This window comes from Natranaerovirga pectinivora (assembly GCF_004342165.1).
Lineage (GTDB): Bacteria > Bacillota > Clostridia > Lachnospirales > DSM-24629 > Natranaerovirga > Natranaerovirga pectinivora.
In genome coordinates this window covers 198184-218797 of sequence record NZ_SMAL01000003.1, presented here as the reverse complement: position 1 = coordinate 218797, position 20614 = coordinate 198184, and the positions used below count along the sequence as shown (strand labels likewise).

Annotated in this window: 6 protein-coding genes; all 6 read left to right on the top strand. The window is 32.8% G+C overall.

Annotated elements, in window-relative coordinates; genetic code table 11:
• Positions 1 to 98: 98 nt before the first annotated feature.
• The 6 genes from EDC18_RS05710 to EDC18_RS05685 all read left to right on the top strand — a co-directional run bounded on the left by EDC18_RS05710 (position 99) and on the right by EDC18_RS05685 (position 20447).
• A complete protein-coding gene (locus EDC18_RS05710; protein WP_132251205.1) occupies positions 99 to 857 on the top strand; it encodes an ABC transporter ATP-binding protein in 759 nt (252 codons plus the stop codon).
• Between the two features lie 2 nt (positions 858 to 859).
• Positions 860 to 3223: an ABC transporter permease gene (locus EDC18_RS05705; protein ID WP_132251203.1), complete on the top strand. Its 2364-nt coding sequence runs from the start codon at positions 860 to 862 to the stop codon at positions 3221 to 3223.
• A 172-nt stretch (positions 3224 to 3395) separates the two neighbouring features.
• Positions 3396 to 5480 carry a methyl-accepting chemotaxis protein gene (locus EDC18_RS05700; RefSeq protein ID WP_132251201.1) on the top strand — a complete coding sequence of 695 codons (2085 nt, stop codon included), beginning with the start codon at positions 3396 to 3398 and terminating at the stop codon, positions 5478 to 5480.
• Positions 5481 to 5861: 381 nt separating this feature from the next.
• Entirely contained in the window at positions 5862 to 11537 is a 5676-nt protein-coding gene (locus EDC18_RS05695) for a right-handed parallel beta-helix repeat-containing protein (protein ID WP_132251199.1), read from the top strand.
• Between the two features lie 556 nt (positions 11538 to 12093).
• Entirely contained in the window at positions 12094 to 18783 is a 6690-nt protein-coding gene (locus EDC18_RS05690) for a right-handed parallel beta-helix repeat-containing protein (RefSeq protein WP_132251197.1), read from the top strand.
• 83 nt (positions 18784 to 18866) lie between these two features.
• On the top strand, positions 18867 to 20447 hold the full coding sequence (locus EDC18_RS05685; protein ID WP_132251195.1) for an S-layer homology domain-containing protein: 1581 nt from the start codon (positions 18867 to 18869) through the stop codon (positions 20445 to 20447).
• Positions 20448 to 20614: the final 167 nt, after the last annotated feature.

Sequence of the window (20614 nt, the reverse complement as noted above, 5' to 3'; positions counted from 1 at the left end):
TTAATAATTTCTTAAGATTTATATAAGGACTATATAAGGTTTGGGTTTTAGAATGAGTATATAATATAAATTTGGTTTGTTTTGGAGGGTGTTTTATTATGAGTAATGTTATTATTCGTACGAATGATTTATGTAAGACGTATGTGAGTGATGGTGTTCAGTTTCATGCTTTAAGGAATATCAATATAGAGATTAATTCTGGTGAGTTTACTGTTATTATGGGTAGTTCTGGGTCTGGAAAGTCTACACTTTTGTATTTGCTTAGTGGGCTTGACGAGATTACTGCTGGAGAGGTGTATTTTGAAAATACACGTATAGATTGCTTAAGTGATCAGCAAACGGCTAAGTTTAGAAGAAAGAGTATTGGTTTTATTTTTCAGGCAATTAATTTAGTCCCTAATCTTTCTTTGTTAGAGAATATTGTTATTTCTGGGTATTTATTATCTAAGGATCGTAAGGCAGTTAATGAGAGAGCTTTGGAATTGTTAAAGATCATGGAATTGGAGGAGGAAGGCAATAGGTTACCTTCTCAAGTTTCCGGTGGACAGCAGCAACGTGCTGCTATCGCTAGAGGACTTATTAACTCACCAACTGTTTTATTTGCAGATGAACCAACTGGTAGCTTGAACTCATCTCAAGGACAGAATGTATTAGATGTTTTAACAGATATTAATTCAATGGGTCAAACAATTGTTATGGTAACCCATGATATTAAAGCGGCTTGTAGAGCAGATAGGATATTATTTATTAAAGATGGAAAGATTGGTGGGGATTTAAGATTAAGTAATTACTCAAAGGATAATAGGGAAGAAAGAGAAATAAAGATATTTGAATATTTAACTGAAAAGGGGTGGTAGGTATGAGAAGTGTCTTTATGATGTCTTTGGCTAATATAAGAAAAAGAAAGGCTCAATCTATCCTTATCGGTCTAACAATTTTAGTTTCAGCTCTTATGCTTTCTACTGCAATAGGTGTTTTAGAGAACATCAATGATCCATTTGATGAAATGTTTGAAAAACAGAAGGCTTCCCATATCACGATGCAAATAGAAGATAAAAGTATAGATGTTGACAAGATGGTTTCTTGGTGGCGTGAGAAAGAAGCCATTGAAAGTGTTAATTTTCATCTTTTTTTTGGGAGAAGTGAAAAATTACATTACAATGGAATAGAAAAATCAATGGGAGACTTAATGTTAACTGAGCATCCAGGTCAGTACACAAATCAGGATATTTTATATATTGTAGAGGGTGCAGATAAAAATTCCCCAGGCACAAATGAAATGTGGTTGCCAACAGGATATGCCTATGCATGGGGTATTAGTGTTGGAGATTCTATTGGGGTATCCATTGATGGAGAGTTTATAGATTTTGAGGTGTCTGCAATTGTTGTTGATCCACAATATAGTGCAAGTATGATTAATCCAGTTCGTGTATGGGTTGAAAAAGGTACGTTAACAGACAGGTTAGAAGAGGAATCACTCGCTAAAATGGTTGGATTAAGATTTGATGATATTTCACAATATGATGCCTTGTGGATAGAATTTGAAGAATACCTAGGAATGCCTTTTCCTGGTTTCAAATTTGATTATGAGTTTATGGCTTTTGCTTATGGACTTATTCAGAATATCCTTGGTATTATAATGCTTATTTTTTCAGTGATTATTATCCTAGTAGCTATTTTTGTGATAGGTTTTACAATATCCAATTCTATTATTTCAGATTATAAAATAATTGGCATTCTAAAAGCTCAAGGTTTTTCTTCTAATAATATAAAAGGGGTATATGCGTTACAGTATTTCTTAATTTCTGCTATTGCAGTACCAATTGGAATTTTTACCAGTAGATATTTGGTTTTTTTAATTATGAAACAAATGATTAAAAGTTTAGGCATTACAAATCTTAACAATAGCATACTAATACCAGCTTTGATTACATTTGTTTCCATATTTGTTGTAATATTCTTTGTCTCTTTGTGGAATACAGGAAAGGCTGGTAGAATCAATCCAGCAGAAGCCATTAGAAATAATATGTCTAAGAAACAAAAGATATCAAAAAGAAGGTTTGATATTTCTAAAATAAAAAATTTACCTGTGACTTTTATATTAAGCCTGAAATTAGTAGTCTCGGAAAGAAAGAATACTTACTTTATAATAGTCTCTTCAGTAATAATGTCCTTTGTATTGGTTTTTTCTATTAATACCTATAATTCAGTAAGTAGGATGGATCAAAACTATGCTTTCTGGGGCTTTGATAGTGCTGAAATTTATATAACGAGAGAAAGTGATATCGTTGATAAAACCAATAATGATATTATTAATATTATAAAAAAAGATAGCAGAGTAAAGGCAGTAGTGCCTTATAGTGCTATACTAGATTGTGCAATACCTGCTCAAAATGGAAAAACATCAGAGAATTTAGTTGGATTTACTTATGATGGAGATATGGATGGCATTGGAATATTAAATTTAGAAGGCAAGAACCCTGTCCGTAATAATGAAGTATCTATTTCAATTTTAGTAGCGAATAAATATGAAAAAAATATTGGTGACTATATTGATATATTTATATATGGAGAAGAAAAGACTTATCTAATTACGGGTATATATCAATCTTTGAATGCTATGGGATGGGGGTTTAGAATTCAAGAAGATACTGTTAGATCAATTAATCCTGAATATAATGCCCATAATTTCTCTGTAAAGCTTATAAATGATAATGAAAAAAATCAGTTGGTTATGGATATGAAAGACCTTTTGGGCCCAGGTTATAATATAAGAAATGTTGAAGAGAGTGGAGAAATTAATTTATCTTCTATAACAGCAAGTATGGCATTGGTAACAGTCATTTTAAGTATGATTTTTATAATTGTTGCTTTTATTATTACGTTTAATACAACTATTATGAGCATATATCATTCAAGAAAAACTTTTGGAATATATAAGTCCATAGGGATGACCCAACAACAGATTAGGTACTCATTACTGTGGAAAAGTGGCATACTAAGTTTAATAGGATCAGCAATAGGTATTCCTATTTCGCTAATTGTTTCACCTAAAGTTTTAAGTATGCTTATTACTAATTTAGGGATGGTTGAATTTCCATTTATAATGACATGGACCACATTATTGGCAATACCTATTTGTATAGGGATAGCAATTATAAGTACTTGGTTACCATCTAAAAAAATACTCAGTATAAACCCAAGAAATTTGATTGTTGAATAAGGTAGTATAATCTATTAAAACAAGTAAATGATATTAATTTACTTGTTTTTTTGTAGAAAAACATTCTATTAGAAAGATTGTTGACAAAGAACTATTATTACTCTAAACTTAAAACAATGAAAAGGTATTTAATAATTCAAATTTTATAATAACTGAAGGGGATGAATTTGACATGAAGAAAACCAAAGCACCTCTATTTATTAAGCTAATGATATTATTTCTGTGTATAAGCTTAATTCCCATGTATGGTCTTTTTTATATCACATTAAATAATGTATCAACTAGCTTAACAGATTCAGCATATCAACAACTGATCATTGCAAGAGATGGAAGACAAGAAACCATTGAGAATTACTTTGATGAAAGAAAAACAGATATATCTGTATTATCCTATTCACCAGCTGTACTAGAAAGTCTTGCTTTGTTTGAAGAAGTATACAACCCGAATAATCTGTATAATGACGGATTTAACGAGGTTTCAGATAAATTCCATACATATTTTACAGAGTTTATTGATCAGTATGGTTATTACGATCTTTTTTTAATGGATTTACAAGGTAATTTGGTATATACCGTTATTAAAGAAGATGATTTTGGAACGAATTTGATGAACGGACCCTATAAGGATTCAGGATTGGGTGATGTTTTTAGAGCTGGTAAGAATGGGTATAGTGTTGGGGATTATGAACCCTATGAGCCATCTGCGGGTATACCAGCTGCATTTATTTCTCATCCTGTAAAAAATCCTAGAGGCCAAGTTGTAGGTGTAGTAGCATTACAATTGTCTGATGATGATATTAATAGTGTAATGACCAATGCCACTGGTCTTGGAGAAACAGGAGAGACTTACTTAGTTGGGGCGGATTATTTAATGCGTTCTGATTCTAGGTTTTCTGAAGAAAAGGCAATTGGTGTAAAAGAAGTAAGGTCAGAAGCAATTGATGATGTACTACAAGGGAATTCTAATGTGATAGATACATTAGATTATAGAGGAGAAGAAGTTTTTAGTGCTTATAGCCCTCTGAATATAGAAGGATTGAATTGGGGGATTATTGCTGAGATTGATAAAACAGAAGCAATGAGCATGGAAGTGGTCCTTAAAAGAAATGCCTATCAAATAAGTTTGATTATATTAGTAATTGTTATCGTCATTTCCCTTTTATTTGCTCTAAGTATTGTACGACCGGTTAAAGTGTTACTTACTTCTGCAAAAGAAATTGCCACAGGAGATTTTAGAAATTCTATAAAAGTTAAGTCTAAAGATGAAATAGGAGAATTGGGTTATTACTTTGAACAAATGAGAATAAACCTTAATAATATGATGAAACACATAAAAGAAGAAGCAGGGTCTATGAGTGGTAGAATATTAGAATCTACAAATACCCTAGCTGCTGCAACTGAACAAAATACTCAATCTGCAGAACAAGTTACCTTATCTATTGGTGAAATATCCAATGGTATTGAAAAACAAAAAGTATTTATAGAAGAAATATCTGAGGCAATGAATGAGGTAGCAAGGGGAACCCAACATTTTGCAGAAACAGCTTATAATGTATCAGAAGCTACTGCAAAAATGAATAAGGAAACCAAAATAGGTAATGAAGCTGTTGAGAAAGCAGAAAGTCAAATGAATTCTATAAATGATGCAGTGAATTATTTAGAGCGGGTTAACAACACTCTTAATACAAGTTCTAATCAGATTGGTCAAATAATAGAGGTCATAGGGAATATTTCTTCTCAAACAAATTTACTGGCTTTGAATGCCGCCATAGAGGCAGCAAGAGCAGGCGAATATGGCAAAGGATTTGCAGTTGTTGCAGATGAAATTCGTGTTTTAGCAGATCAATCTAAAAAATCAACAGATGAAATTGGTCAAATTATAAAAGAAATATTAAAAGAAACAAAAGAATCTGTTGAGGCAGTTCAAGGGGTTATTGTTAGTGTAGAAGAAGGTAAAATAGTTGTTAATCAAGCAGGGGATTCTTTTAGAACCATACTAAAGGAATCAGAAGGCATCAATAATCAAATTCAAGAAGTATCTGCATTGGCTGAAGAAATTTCAGCTAGTGCTCAAGAAGTAACTGCATCGACAACTAACTTAACAGAAATTGCAGCTACTTCAAGTGAAAGTGTCCATACTGTAAATGGATTATCAGAAGAACAACTACAATCAATGGAAGAAGTCATTGCATCTAGTAGAGAATTAGAGTCTATGGTTGAAGCATTGAATGGTTTAATGATGGATTTTAAGCTTTAACTAAATAGATAGTAATAATATAAAGTGCCATAGATAAGAATGCAGTTTAATGCTGTGAAATCATTCTTAGATTATGGCACTTTTTTTGATGGACTATATCAAGAATGTCTATAGTAACTATTGCTAGAGTTATATATGTGGAAATAGCTATAATGCATAAAAAAAGCCGTTGATGGTCTGAAAAGGTCTATTTGCACAATTTATAATCTGTATCAATAGCATTTTTCTACAAATAAAAATTAGAATTTTAGAAGAAACATACTTTTTTTCCTTAAAATCTCAATATTGGTAAGGGTTTTAAGTATATTTGCGTATTCAAATATATTATAATTACCTTTGTCGGAAACATTATGTTAACTAACTTTTTGGAGGAGGTTCCAGATGAATAACTACAAGAGAGTATTAGGTTTATTAATGTCATTGGTAATGGTATTATCTTCAGTGTCATTTACAGTTTTTGCTGAAGAAATAGTAGAACCTGATAATGGTAATATTGAAGAAGAGGCTAATATTGGGGAATGGATTGACAGCTTTTTTGGAGACAATGGAGGGGCTGCTGTTGTAACTGATCCGGCAAATTTTGAGTTTAAAGAAAATGAAAACGGGACAGTTACTATTCGAGTTTCTAATAACAGAGGTAAAATTGCTGGAAGTGTTGAGGGGATTGCTTATTATTATCAGCAACTACCAGCAGAATTTAATTATGAAATCAAAGCAACTGCAAAAGTTGATGCATGGACAGCCAATAATCAAGTTGCTTTTGGATTAATGTTAAGAAGCAATGTATTGGATTATGTGAACGATTCAACATTTACTGGAGATTATATAGCAGTAGGTGCTGTGGATCAAGCAATGAAAGGATTCTATAAATATGCAAGTGGAAGCGTTCAAAAAGATAATTTTCCATTTGTGCAAGCAGCACCACCATTAGTAGGTAACGAATATGAATTAAGTATAAAAAAATCTGGAGATATTTATGTGTTAACCATTGGAAATGAAACACATATTCTTGAGAATTACACAGGGGATATTAACTATGCAGGTTTATTTGTTGCTAGAAATGCAACGGTGACTTTTAGCGACTTTGAAATTATTGTAGATACAAGAGTATTAAATGAATTACAAGTAAATACAAGTTTAATGAAAACAGAATATTTAGTAGGAGAAAGTATTGATTTAACAGATTTAGAAGTAACAGCTGTGTATGATGATGAATCAGTTGAAGTTTTAAGCGGTAATGATGTAATTGTTACTGGTTTTAACAGCAGCCAAGTTGGAACGACTACTATTACAATTAATTATAACGGGGTTACTGCTACTGCAGATCTTCAAATAGTACCATTAACAGTAGATGACTTACAAATTAAATACTACCCAGCTAAAATGAATTATTATAAATTAGATGCATTTAATCCATTAGGTCTTACAGTAGTTGCAGATTATAATGATGGATATAAAATTGCAGATTTAACAGAAGATCTTTACACAATTTATGTAAATGGCGTATCTACAGAAGAAGAACCATTTATATTTGAAAACTCAGGCATTCACATTGTTACAGTAAGGTCAAATGAAACAGTGGATAAAGTAGTTGAGTTTGAAGTATATGTAAGAGAGGCTGACTTAACGGCATTAGAAGTTAGACAACAACCAGTGAAAACCCAATATTTTATTGATGAAACATTAGATTTAGATGGTATTGTTGTTTATGCTCATTATGATGATGGATCACAAGTAAGATTAATGAGAAATGAGTTCCATGCAACAGATATTGATACTCAAACACCAGGAGATAAGGTAGTGACACTTTCTCATAAAGGTGTAACAATCGATCTAAACTTTAATGTTAAAGTAAGAGACTTGTCAGAAATAAAAGTTACTGAGTATCCAAGAACCACTTTCTTTATAGGTGATGAGTTTACTAGTGACGGATTAGAGGTTGCTAAAATCTTTGATAATTTAGATGTTGAAACATTATTAGCTTCTGAATATACAATAGATACAACTAACTTCAATAATCAAGAAGTAGGGGTATATGATATTGTGATTATACCAGAAGATGAAAACTTAGAATCAATTATCTATAAAGTAACTGTAAGAGAAAAGATCAATTATGAGTGGAGACAAATTGTTTTTGGACAATCCATTACTGCAGGAAGAAACTTTATTGAAGAAAAAGATGGTTATGTTGAGATTACTGCCCTAGAGGGTGGTGGTAAAATTACAGCTGACCATGACGGTATATCATTTTACTATGTAGAATTAGATGGAGCAGAAGATAATTTTACTCTATCAGCAGATATTAAAGTAGTAGCATATGCAAAAACACCACATGATGGTCAAGAGTCCTTTGGTATTATGGCAAGAGATGCTATTGGTACCCATATGGATTCAGGTGTGTTTTCTTCAAATATCGCAGCCATTGGTGGTGTTAGTGGAGGAACAGGTCTTCCAAATGGCACACAATTATTTGCTAGAACAGGCGTATTAGCTCCTGATGGTGAAGGTAGTTTAGGCATTCAAAGAAGAATGATTGAAGAAGTAAGACCTACACCAGCTACAACTGAGTCTAATTATAAACTTACTTTGTCAAAAACAAATAGTGGATTTACAGGTATGTTAAACAATGGCGAAGAAGTGACCATATTTGAGCCAGAAATATTAAAGATTCAAGATGATAAAATGTATGTTGGTTTTTATACAGCGCGTCTTGCAACAATTGAAGTAAGAAATATAGAATTAGATGTAACAGCAGCAGCTACAGATGCACCAAGAGTAGATCCGCCAAAAGAGGCAGTAGAGCCAGGGGTAAGAGTGGAATCTCTTAATAGAGTATCATTAGAAACATATAAATTAATGGTAGATGCTAATGTAGATGGTATTGCAACAGTTAGACAAGGATCAACGGTTATAGCAGAAAATGTAGTGGTTGAAGGTGGTAAGATATTAACTATACCTACAACAATAGCAAATAATGATAGAACGAACTTTAGTATCACATTTGTACCAGACGAAACACAATATTTAACAAATTATGATGTAATCGTAAGAAACTTTACTGTTGATATGAGAACTTACCAAGAAGGACAAAACATCTATGTATCACCAACAGGAAGAAATGATGGGGACGGTTCTATAGAAAATCCATTGGACCTTGATACGGCTATTGAATTTGTAATGCCAGGTCAAACAATTATCGTACAAGATGGTGTATATGTTCGTGAAAGAAGATTAGAAATCAATAAGTATAATGATGGTACACCTGAAGGAATGAAAAAATTATTTGCTGCAGAAGGTGCAAGACCTGTAATTGACAATGATAGAAGAGTTGGAGGAATTATCGCTAGTGGTAACTACTGGCATATAAAAGGTATTGACTTTGCTCGTTCATCAGGTAACTCTCACGGGTTTAGACTTGGGGGAAGCCATAATATTATTGAAGATGCAAGATTCTATGAAAATGGGGATACAGGATTACAAATTAGCCGTACTGATGGATCTCCAAACTTTGCAGATTGGCCAGCACACAACTTAATATTAAATTCTACTTCATTCGCTAACCGTGACCCAGCAGAAAACAATGCTGATGGATTTGCAGCTAAAATTACTTCTGGTCCAGGCAATGTATTTGATGGAAATATAGCTTATAACAATGCCGATGATGGTTGGGATTTATATACAAAAGTTGGAGAAGGTGCTATTGGACCAGTTGTTATTAGAAACAGTGTTGCCTTTAACAATGGATATCGTATAGATGGTACGTCAAGTGGAGGACATGGTATTGGATTCAAATTAGGTGGAGAAGGTGTTCATGTACCACATATTATTGAAAACAGTATTGCCTTTGGCAACAAAGCAGATGGGTTCTCAAGTAATAGTAATCCAGGTGTTATTGTAAGAGGACAAAATATCGCCTTTAATAACCGTGGTAGAAACTTAGACCTTAGAACTTACACAACTGTAACACCAGATTTTAGCTTAGATGGATTTATTTCATTCCATTACAATAATCCAGGGGCTAGTGTAGATGCAATTCCAGCTGTTCAGTCAGATGTACTAAGAAAGGATACAAATTTCTTATACAATGGAGCTGTATCAGTAAATGCATCAGGTGAAGAATTAACAATAAATAACTTTAACAATTTAGTAATGCCTGAAATGGTAAATAGACTTGAAGATGGAAGTATTGATTTTAGTTTCTTAATCTATGATGCAAATGGAAACTTTAGTCACGAACTTCCAGAAGAGCCAACAGAGCCAACTGATCCAATTGAAGCTCCAGAGGGTGCAATATTCTTTGAAAACTTCCAAGGAGCAACTGGTGCTAGCTTATGGACTTCAGAATATAGAGCATTACCAAATGATGGATCAAAACCTATGTATATTAGAAAAAGTGGAGAAACAAGTGTAAATATTGAAAATGATTCAATAACTTTACTTGGTGGAAGATTTACAATTGGTGCTGAGTCAAGTGTGGACTCAACAGCAGATACAACACCAGGTGGTGTATTAGACTTAAGCAAACCGTATCAAATTGTAATTGATATAGCAGAGGCCAATGGAACAGGTAACTTCATTGTCTATGTAGATAACAATACAACAGGTATGGCGAATTCACCATTAGGTGGAGATTCTAGACTGTATCAAGAAGTAGCAAATAATATTGAAGTTGGTCAGTTGATAATTGAATCAGAAGTAGGAACAGAAGCATCATTTATTCAACTTCGTACTTCAGGTGGCGGTAACGTAACGATAGATTCTGTAACCATTAAATATATTGACGAAGAACCAGTAGAACCAGTAGAACCAGTAGAACCAGGTGAGCCAGGAGATGGAGAAGTACCACCAGTAACACCTCCGACTACACCACCTACTACACCATCAGAAATTGAAATTATTGAAAATGAAGATGGTTCAGTATCTGTAGTACCAGGCGTTGTTAAAAATGAAGTAACTAAAATAGTAGAAGCAGCATTAAATAAATCAGATTTTAACAGTGCATTAGATAAAGCACAACCTAATGTTAATGGTAGAAGAAATGTAATGATCCAATTAGACAAAGTAGAAGGTGCAAATGGATATGCACAAGTTTTACCAGTAAATGCATTAGCAAACTTAGAATCTAATCATAGAATCATACTTGTAACAGAAGTAGCAACAATTGAATTACCAAATAACACATTGTCTAACTTAACACTAAATGAAGAAGACATAATAGAACTTAATGTAGCAAATGTAGAAGAAGACGCTCAAAGTAAAAAAGTTGTTGAAATCTTCTTTAGTGTAAATGGCGAAAGAGTGAATTGGAACAATTCAAAAGTGGCTGTAAACGTTTCTATACCATATGAAGTAACAGATGAAGATACAGAACATCTAGTGATTGTTTATATCGATACAAATGGTAATAGAACACCAGTATATAACGGTCGTTATAATGCTGAAAAAGGAAGAATGGAATTTAGAACAAATCACTTTAGTAAATATGCAGTAGCTTATGTTCAAGAAACTTTTAATGACATTGGAAACCATGGTTGGGCTCAAAGATCAATTGAAGTATTAGCTTCAAGAGGTATTATTAGAGGTACTTCAGTAGAAGAGAAACGTTTTGAGCCAAGTGCCAATATTTCAAGAGCTGACTTTGTAATCTTATTAGTAAAAACATTAGGATTAACTGCAGACATTGAAGGTAACTTTGATGATGTTGCTTCAAATGATTACTTCTATAATGAAGTAGCGATTGCAAAAGAACTGGGTATTGCTTACGGGGTTGGTAACAATAAATTTGATCCAAGAGAAGAAATATCAAGGGAAGATATGATGACCTTGACTGCAAGAGCTATGATAGTTGCAGGAGTAACAACTGAAGCAAATGATGAATTAGTATTAGATAGTTTTACTGATCATAATGAAATAGCAACTTATGCTTTAGAATCTATTGCAATGTTAGTTGGGAATGGTTTGATTGAAGGTTATAACAACAATACAATTCAACCAAATGGAAATGCAACAAGAGCAGAAATGGCAATGTTTATGTACAGATTATATAATTTTCAATAAGCATTAGCGAAAAAGGATTGATGAGAATGTTCATCAATCCTTTTTTTATGCTAGATATCGTTTTTTATTAGTATGCTACAGCAGAGTTGCGAAAATAGATGAAATTTGTATAATATATATAAAATGTAAATGAAGATGCTAGAATTACTAGATTTATTTTTGACGTGTTCATAGCTTGTTAACAGCTTATTAACAAGTTTAATTAATAATGCACAAATTAATGAATTTTATTATTTACTTTTTGGGTGAATTGATATATAATTTAAGAGACTATTGATAGGTAAATTTTTCCTGAAATTAGAAATATATGCGTAGTTTTAAAGGCTTATAACCTGTACAGAACTAAAAATAATATAAGAGTATGAAGGGAGGTTTCATAGCTTATATTTTTTGCTATTTCTTAAATTTATAATAGTACATGCATTACATATGTAAACTGTTTTAAGTTCCGATTTAGAATATAGGGGGAACATATTTCTAAAATTTGTAACCCTTTATATAAATAAAATCATTAAAGTGTAAGAAATTACACTATTAAAAGACTGGAGGAGAGGAAATGCCAAATTTTAAAAAACGCACACTTGCATTAATCTTAATGTTTGCTTTGGTAATTACGATGATGCCGACAACAATAGTTACAAAAGCATCAGAAGGCGATGATCCTTATTCGTTAATGGCAGACCAATTAGCAGAAGGGGAAATAGCTGATGAGCTAAAGGTTGGGATTTTTACAATTAAAGGCCTTGTAGAAGTTGATGGAAATAACAAAGAAGCAGCTGATGGAACACTTTTCACTCGAAGAATTAAATTGGGTGGATCTGGTAGTTCAACAAGTAGATCTATTCATTTTAAATCAGAAGGAAAAGCAGAAGTGACTGTGTATGCTATGAGTTCTAGCAGTAGCGCAGAGAGACATTTAGCGTTATATAGTTCAGATGGAGAAATTGATCGAATGGTTGCACCAGGACCAGACCTTGGCATGCGTACGTTTACAGTTGAGGCAGGAGAGTATTACTTAGCATCTCCAGCTAGTGGCGTTAATGTATATGGTGTGGTTTTTGTAGACAAGACACCACAAGAACAAGTTTTTTTCTTAAATGCAGATGATGTAACAATCGAAAGCATAACTGAGAATTTAAAAGTAAATGCTTTTACTATTAAAGCAACAGAAGCAAACAAAGTGGATGTTGATAATAATTCTAAAAAAGCACCAGATGGAACAGAATTTGCACGAAGAATAAAGTTAGGTGGTTCTGGTGACCCAGAATACAGATCTATTCATTTTAATGCAACTGCAGGTAGTACAGTGACTGTGTATGCTATGAGTTCTAGCAGTAGTGCTGAGAGACATTTAGCATTATATAGTTTGGATGGAACTGAAATTGATAGAATGAATGCACCTGGAGCAAGTTTAGGTGAAAATACATTTGTCATTGATGAAGCTGGAGATTATTATGTTGCATCACCATCAAGTGGTGTTAATGTATATGGTATTAGATTAGTTATTCCAGTACCAGATGCAGAAGTAGTGAGCATCCAACCGTTAGAAACTATTATTAATAAGATAGGAAGTATTGAATTACCAGAACAAGTTGATGCTAATCTTGATACGGGTGGAACTAAAACAATTTTTAATGGTATCGAATGGCATACAGAAGAAATTATTTTTACAGTTGGTACCCATACTGTACCAGGAACCGTTACAGTAGATGGCAAAACATTTGAGATAGAAGTAGAAGTAACTGTAATGGGAATTGAGGAAATAGCACCTTTAGAAGATATTACTATAGAAGAAGGTAGAATCTTATATTTACCAACAGAAGTTACAGTAACCTATAGCGATGGTGAAACTACGGACAATGTTGAAGTAACTTGGGATATGGAAGATATAGACTTGACTGTTGGAGATCATGAGATAGAAGGAACAATTGAAAACTTCGATGGTAAAGCAAAAATTACAGTAAATGTTATTGAAAGACAACCAAGAATATGGCAATTCAATGCATTTGGTGGTAACACTAGTACTGCAGAAGAGACATTAAGAAACCCAGACCCTGTAATTAATCTTAATGACGGTACTATAACTATGGTAGCTACAGGTGGTAAAATAGCTAATGGCGATGAAGGAATCTCTTTTTATTCAAAAGAAATAGATATTGAAGAAGATTTTAAATTAAGTGCAAGAGCTACAGTTGTAAGTTATAATACTACTGGTACTATAAGTAATTCAGGACAAAAGTCATTTGGATTAATGTTAAGAGATGGTTTAAGAAAGGATAATGCTGATCAAGCAGCGAACTACGTTGCAGTAGGAGTGCTTGGTACAAACAATGCAAATCCTAATGAAGCAAGACCATTTTATAAAAGTAATGCAGTAGGAGCACCAAATTATCCTACTACAGGAACACCAAATTCACTAGTTAGATTATCTGCAATGGATTTAAGAATTCCTGAAGCAGGTACAGTATATGATTTTTCTATTGAAAAATTTGATGATACTTATATCCTTACTATAAATGGTGAGAGTGAAATTATAACTCTTGAAGATTTATTTACAGAAACTTTAATGGCTGGAATCTATGTAGCAAGGGATGCGGAAGTAACATTCAGCAACCTAAGGTTAGACATTTATGAGCCTATTGAATTAGTAGAAGAATGGGAATTTAGAGCTTTTGGAGATAACACGAATATCTCTGAAAGAAATTTTGATCCAGTTATTAATCAAGATGGTTCAGTAACCATAGAGGCTACAGGTGGTAAAATATCATCTAATGTTGATGGGATATCTTTTTACTTTAAAGAAGTACCAACAAGAGCTAACTTTGAAATAAAAGCAAAAGCTGAGTTGCATAATTTTACAGCGAATAATCAAGTATCTTTTGGTTTGATGTTAAGAGATTCTGTTGGTGTACACGGTGTTAGTAGTGGACATGAATCAAACTATGTAGCTGTAGGTGCTTTAGATCAAGTTATGAGATCTTTTACAAAACAAAATCTTCAACAAGTTAAAGGTGATATATTTGAATCACCTGTTACTGTAGATGATACTTATGAATTATCTATTAAAAAAGCTGGAGATACTTATGTATTAACAATTAATGGTGAAACTCAAGTAATGACTATACCAAATAACTTTGATGATAATATGTACGTTGGTATTTATACAGCAAGAGGAGCAAAAGTTACTTTTAGCGAATTTGATATTATTGTAGACAATAGAAAAGTAAGCACATTAGAAGTTGATGGAAGTGCAATGAAAACAGACTACCTAGTTGGTGAAAGTTTAGATCCAACGGGATTAGTTGTTAAAGCAATATTCCAAGATGAAACAGAAGAAGTACTTTTACCAAGTAATTATATTATTACTGGTTTTGATAGTAGTTCAGTAGGCGTTAATACAATAACGATTAACTACAATGGTAGAACAACTACTTTAGATCTTAATATAGTACCTTTAACTGTTACAGATATGGACATTAGATATTCTCCAGCAAAAACAGAATATTATATTGGAGATGAATTTAATCCATTAGGATTAACAATAACTGCAACATATAATGAAGGTTATAAAGTAGCTGATTTAAGTGATGATCAATATTCACTTTATATTGATGATGTAGAAGTAACAGATGAAAATCCAATTATTTTTGCTACTGGTGGAACAAAAGCGGTAAAAGTAGTATCTCTTGAAACACCTGAAGTTTTTATAACTTTTAATGTTGAAGTATTAGATGCTAATATAACAGGCATAGAAATTAGAACTATTCCAGAGAAAGATCAATATTTCTTAGGTGATGAATTAGATATAAGTGGAATTGTTGTATTTGCTAAGTATAGTAATGACACAGAACTTAGATTATTAAGAAATGAATTTACAGTTACTGGTTTTGACTCAGCAACAGTAGGTGATAAAGTTCTTACAGTGACTCATAAAGGTCAAACGGCTACATTTACAGTTAATGTAAAAGAAAGAGAGTCAACTGAATTAGTTGTAACTGGATATCCAAAAACAACTTACTTTATTGGAGAGAGTTTTGATTCAACAGGAATTAAAGTATCTAAACTATTTGATAATGGTGAGTTAGAAGAATTTACTGCGTATACTTTGGATATAAGTGAGTTTGATAATACAACAGCAGGGGTATACGAAATAGGCATTATTTCATCTGATTCTAATATTGACGCTACTGTGTTAGAAGTTACAGTAAGAGAAGAAGTGAGTTATGAATGGAAAGAAATTGTATTTGGACAATCAAGTGGAAGTGCAAGAAACTCCATTGAAGTAATCAATGAAGATCATATCAAACTTATCGCTTTAGAAGGTGGCGGTAAAATTACTGGTGATCAAGATGGTATTTCATTCTATTACGTTGAATTAGATGCAAATGAAGATAACTTCTCTTTAGCAGCAGATATTAAAGTAATAGAATATGCTAAAACACCACATGATGGTCAAGAAGCATTTGGTATAATGGCTAGAGATGCTATAGGAGAGCACTTGAATGCAAGCGTATTCTCATCTAATATAGCAGCTGTTGGTGGTCATAGTGGAGGAACAGGTCTTCCAAATGGTACACAATTATTTGTTAGAACAGGTGTATTAAACCCTGACGGAGAAGGTAGCCAAGGACTTCAAAGAAGAATGATTGAACAAGTAAGACCTACACCAGCTACAACAGCATCAAACTATAGACTTACTTTATCAAAAACAAATAGTGGATTCACAGGTCAATTAAATAATGGTGAAGAAGTTATCATTTTTGAGCCAGAAGTTTTAAGTTATCAAAATGATACAATGTATGTAGGTTTCTTCGTAGCTCGTCTTGCAACGATAGAAGTTACTAATATTGACTTAGAAGTAACTGCAGCTGCTACAGATGCTCCAAGGGAATACCCTGCATTAGAGCCAGTAAATCCTGGTATAAGGGTAGAATCATTAAATCGTGTTTCAGAGACAGCATATAATTTAATATTAGATGCTAATGTAGATGGAACTGCAACTGTAAGAAAAGGTAATGATATCATTTTCTCTAACGTTGCTGTTAAAGGTGGAGAATTTTTAGAATTACAAACAACAGTTAATGACAATGCTATGACAAACTTTAGTATTTCATTTATTCCAGATGATACACAATATTTAACTTCTTATGATTTAATAGTAAGAAACTTTAGTGTTGATATGAGAACATACCAAGAAGGTGCTAACATTTATGTATCACCTACAGGTACAAGTGCTGGTGATGGCTCAAGAGACAATCCTTTAGACATCCATACAGCAATTGATTTTGTTCAACCAGGTCAAACAATTATTGCTCTTGAAGGTCAATATTTATTATCAAGAAGAATCGAGATTAATAAATATAATGATGGTAGAGATGGCGAAATGAAAAAATTATTCGCCGAAGAAGGAAAACAAGTAATTTTTGATGCTGACAGAAGAGTTGGCGGGGTAAGAGCTAGTGGAAATTGGTGGCACATTAAAGGTATTGACTTTGCCCGTTCAGCAGGCAATTCTCATGGATTTAGATTAGGTGGAAGTCATAATATTATTGAGCTTTGTAACTTCTACGAAAATGGAGAAACAGGTTTACAAATTAGCCGTAATGATGGTTCTATGAATATAGAAGATTGGCCATCATATAACTTAATCCTGAATAGTACATCATATTTTAACAGAGATCCAGCAGAAAATAATGCTGATGGATTTGCAGCAAAACTTACATCAGGCTATGGTAACGTTTTTGACGGATGTATTTCTTATAACAATATTGATGATGGATGGGACTTATACACTAAAGTTGGTGAAGGTGCTATCGGACCAGTTATTATAAGAAACAGTGTTGCATTTAACAATGGATATCGTCAAGATGGTTCATCAAGTGGTGGACATGGTATAGGATTTAAACTTGGTGGTGAAGGAGTACGCGTACCACATATTATAGAAAACAGTATAGCTTTTGGTAATAAAGCAGTTGGTTTCTCAAGTAATAGTAATCCAGACGTTATTGTACAAGGACAAAATATTGGATTCAATAACCATGGTAGTAACTTAGATCTTAGAACATATCCAGGTGTACCAGGAAGATTTAGTTTAGAAGGATTTATCTCTTTCCACTATAATAATCCAAAACAAGATGCAGATAGTAATCAATCTCTTGGGTTGATTTCTGATTCTACTTTCTTATGGGATGGTTCTAAGTCAGTAAATGCATCTGGAGTAGAATTAACGATTAATAACTTTAGTGCATTAGAGATGCCAGAAAGAGTAAATAGGTTAGCAGATGGTAGTATCGATTGGAGTTTCTTAACATACGATCCAAGTGGAAGTTTTGACCATACACTACCAGAAGATCCTTCTGAGCCAAGTGAACCAATTGAAACGCCAGATGGTGCTGTATTCTTTGAAAGCTTTGTAGGTGCAACAGCTGATAGTTTATGGACGCCAGGATACAGAGCATTCCCAACTGACAGTACTAAGGCAATGTATATAAGAAAAAGTGGCGCATCAAGTGTTAGTATTGAAAATGACTCTATTACTTTAATTAATGGTAGATTTACAATTGGTGCTGATTCATCAACAGACTCAAATTCAGAAACTAGACCAAATGGTGTATTAGATTTAAGCAAACCATATCAAATTATCATTGATATAACTAAGTCTGAAGGCGCAGGTGCTTTAGTAGTTTATGTTGATAATAATACAGCAGGTATGAATAATTCTCCATTAGGTGGAGCATCAAAAGTATTTGATGAACCTACAAGTGAAGTGCCAGTTGGTTTATTAGTAATTGAACAAGAAGTTGGAACTGATGCTTCATTCATTCAAATTCGTACTTCAGGATCTGGAATAGTTACAATCAATTCAGTAACTATTAAATATCTTGACGATGATACAGAAGAACCTGTAGATCCAATTGATTTTGAAGTTAATAATGTAATGTTTACAAATTATGCAGGAAATGAAGTTACTGAGTTAATTGCATCAAGTGATATCGTTGTTAAAGCAGATATTACAAATGTATCTGAAGAAGCAAAAGAAGCTACTTTAATTGTTGCATTATACAATGCAGATAATACAATGGTTAACTATGCAAGAGTACAATGGACTGCAGAAGTAGATGAAAACAGAACATTAGAAGCAGGATTTAAGTTACCAGAAAATGTGGACGGATATAAAGTAAAAGCATTTATCTGGGACAGTCTACAAGGCATGAGAGCTATATCAAATGTAGAAATATTAGAGTAGTTTTTAAAATAATTGCAGGGATAAATATCCCTGCAATTATAAAAGCAAAGAAACAATAATAAACATTCAGAGGAGGTAGTCAATTGAAAAAAATAAAAAGTATTGCTTTAATAATTGTATTATTAATGACATTAGGCTTTCAAAATATATTTGCTTCAAGTAGTGTTCAAGTGATTGCTTCTGTCAATAATTCAGGTGAAGTTGATATTACTGGTAGTGGAGCGCTTTATAATAAAGCTATAACAATACAAGTAATAGATCCATTAGGTGTCTTAGATTATATTGATCAAACTGATAGTGATGAAAGTGGTAATTTTAGTTTTCAATATACAACATCAGGTCCTTATGGGGAATACACTGCAAAAATTGGTGGAAGTGGATTAGATAATGTTGTAAGAACATTTGTTTTTAATTATACTCAACCGGTAGATGATGTTACACCACCAGTAGATGATTACCAGCCACCAACACCACCAACACCTCCAACACCACCAACTCCAGTTGTTGATAGTGAAGGTAGCGTTACAACAATAAAACAAGAGGCTAAATTGGATCAAACTACAAATATTGCAGAATTAGTAATAGATAAAGATACATTTAAAGGTGCTTTATCAAAAACTGAGGCAGATTCTAAAGGCGTTAGAAATATAGTAATTCAAGCATCTCCTGTTGAAGGTGCAAAAGGATATTCACAAACATTACCTGCAGCAGCAGTTGCATCAACAGAAGCACATAGAATTTCTCTTGTTACAGAAGTAGCTACACTTGAATTGTCAAATGATGTTTTATCCAACTATAACTTAGGGGAAGAAGATAAAGTAGAATTAACTGTTTCTACAGTAGACAGAGACGACTCAGGTAAGGTTACGATACAAGTGAATTTTAAAGTTAATAATGAACAAATAAGATGGAATAATCCAAGTTCAAGAATTAACATTGCTATTCCATATACGCCAGTAGATGGAGAGGATGTAGAACATCTTGTTATTCAATATATTGATGAAGAAGGTAATGTGACAACAGTTTCAAATGGTCGTTACAATGCTGCTAAAGGGACTATGAATTTTAGAACAAATCACTTTAGTAAATTTGCAATAGCATACGTACATGAGACTTTTGTTGATTTAGGAAATCACGTATGGGCTCAAAGACCAATTGAAGTGTTAGCATCTAGAGGTATCATAAAAGGAACATCAACAGTTAACAATACATTTACACCAGCTGCTAATATTTCTAGAGCAGACTTTACTATCTTATTAGTGAAAACATTAGGATTAAATGCAGATGTTGTTAATAACTTTGCTGATGTTAATACTAATGATTATTTCTATAATGAAGTTGGTATAGCTAAAACCCTTGGAATTTCTGATGGTGTAGGAGATAATAAATTTAATCCTAGAGCACAAATTACAAGACAAGAAATGATGACTCTTACTGCAAGAGCTATGGCTATTGCAGGAGTAGAAGCAGAAGAAGGTAATGTTACAATATTAGATAGTTTCAATGATGGTGATAGCATAGCTACTTATGCACAACAATCAATTGCTACATTAGTAAAAAATGGATTAATTGAAGGTAATTCAAATAATACAGTTAATCCAACAGGAAATGCTACAAGAGCAGAAACAGCTACATTTATGTACAGATTATATAATTTTCAATAATAAGTTATTTAAAAGGATAGCAGATTAAATCTGTTGTCCTTTTAATATAGACAATTATAAAAATAATACAGTGATGGTATTGTAAAAAGATAAATTATAAATTATAATAAATACAAATAAATTAATCTAAAAAAATAAGTTCAATGACGAACATGTTCTGTTTGTTG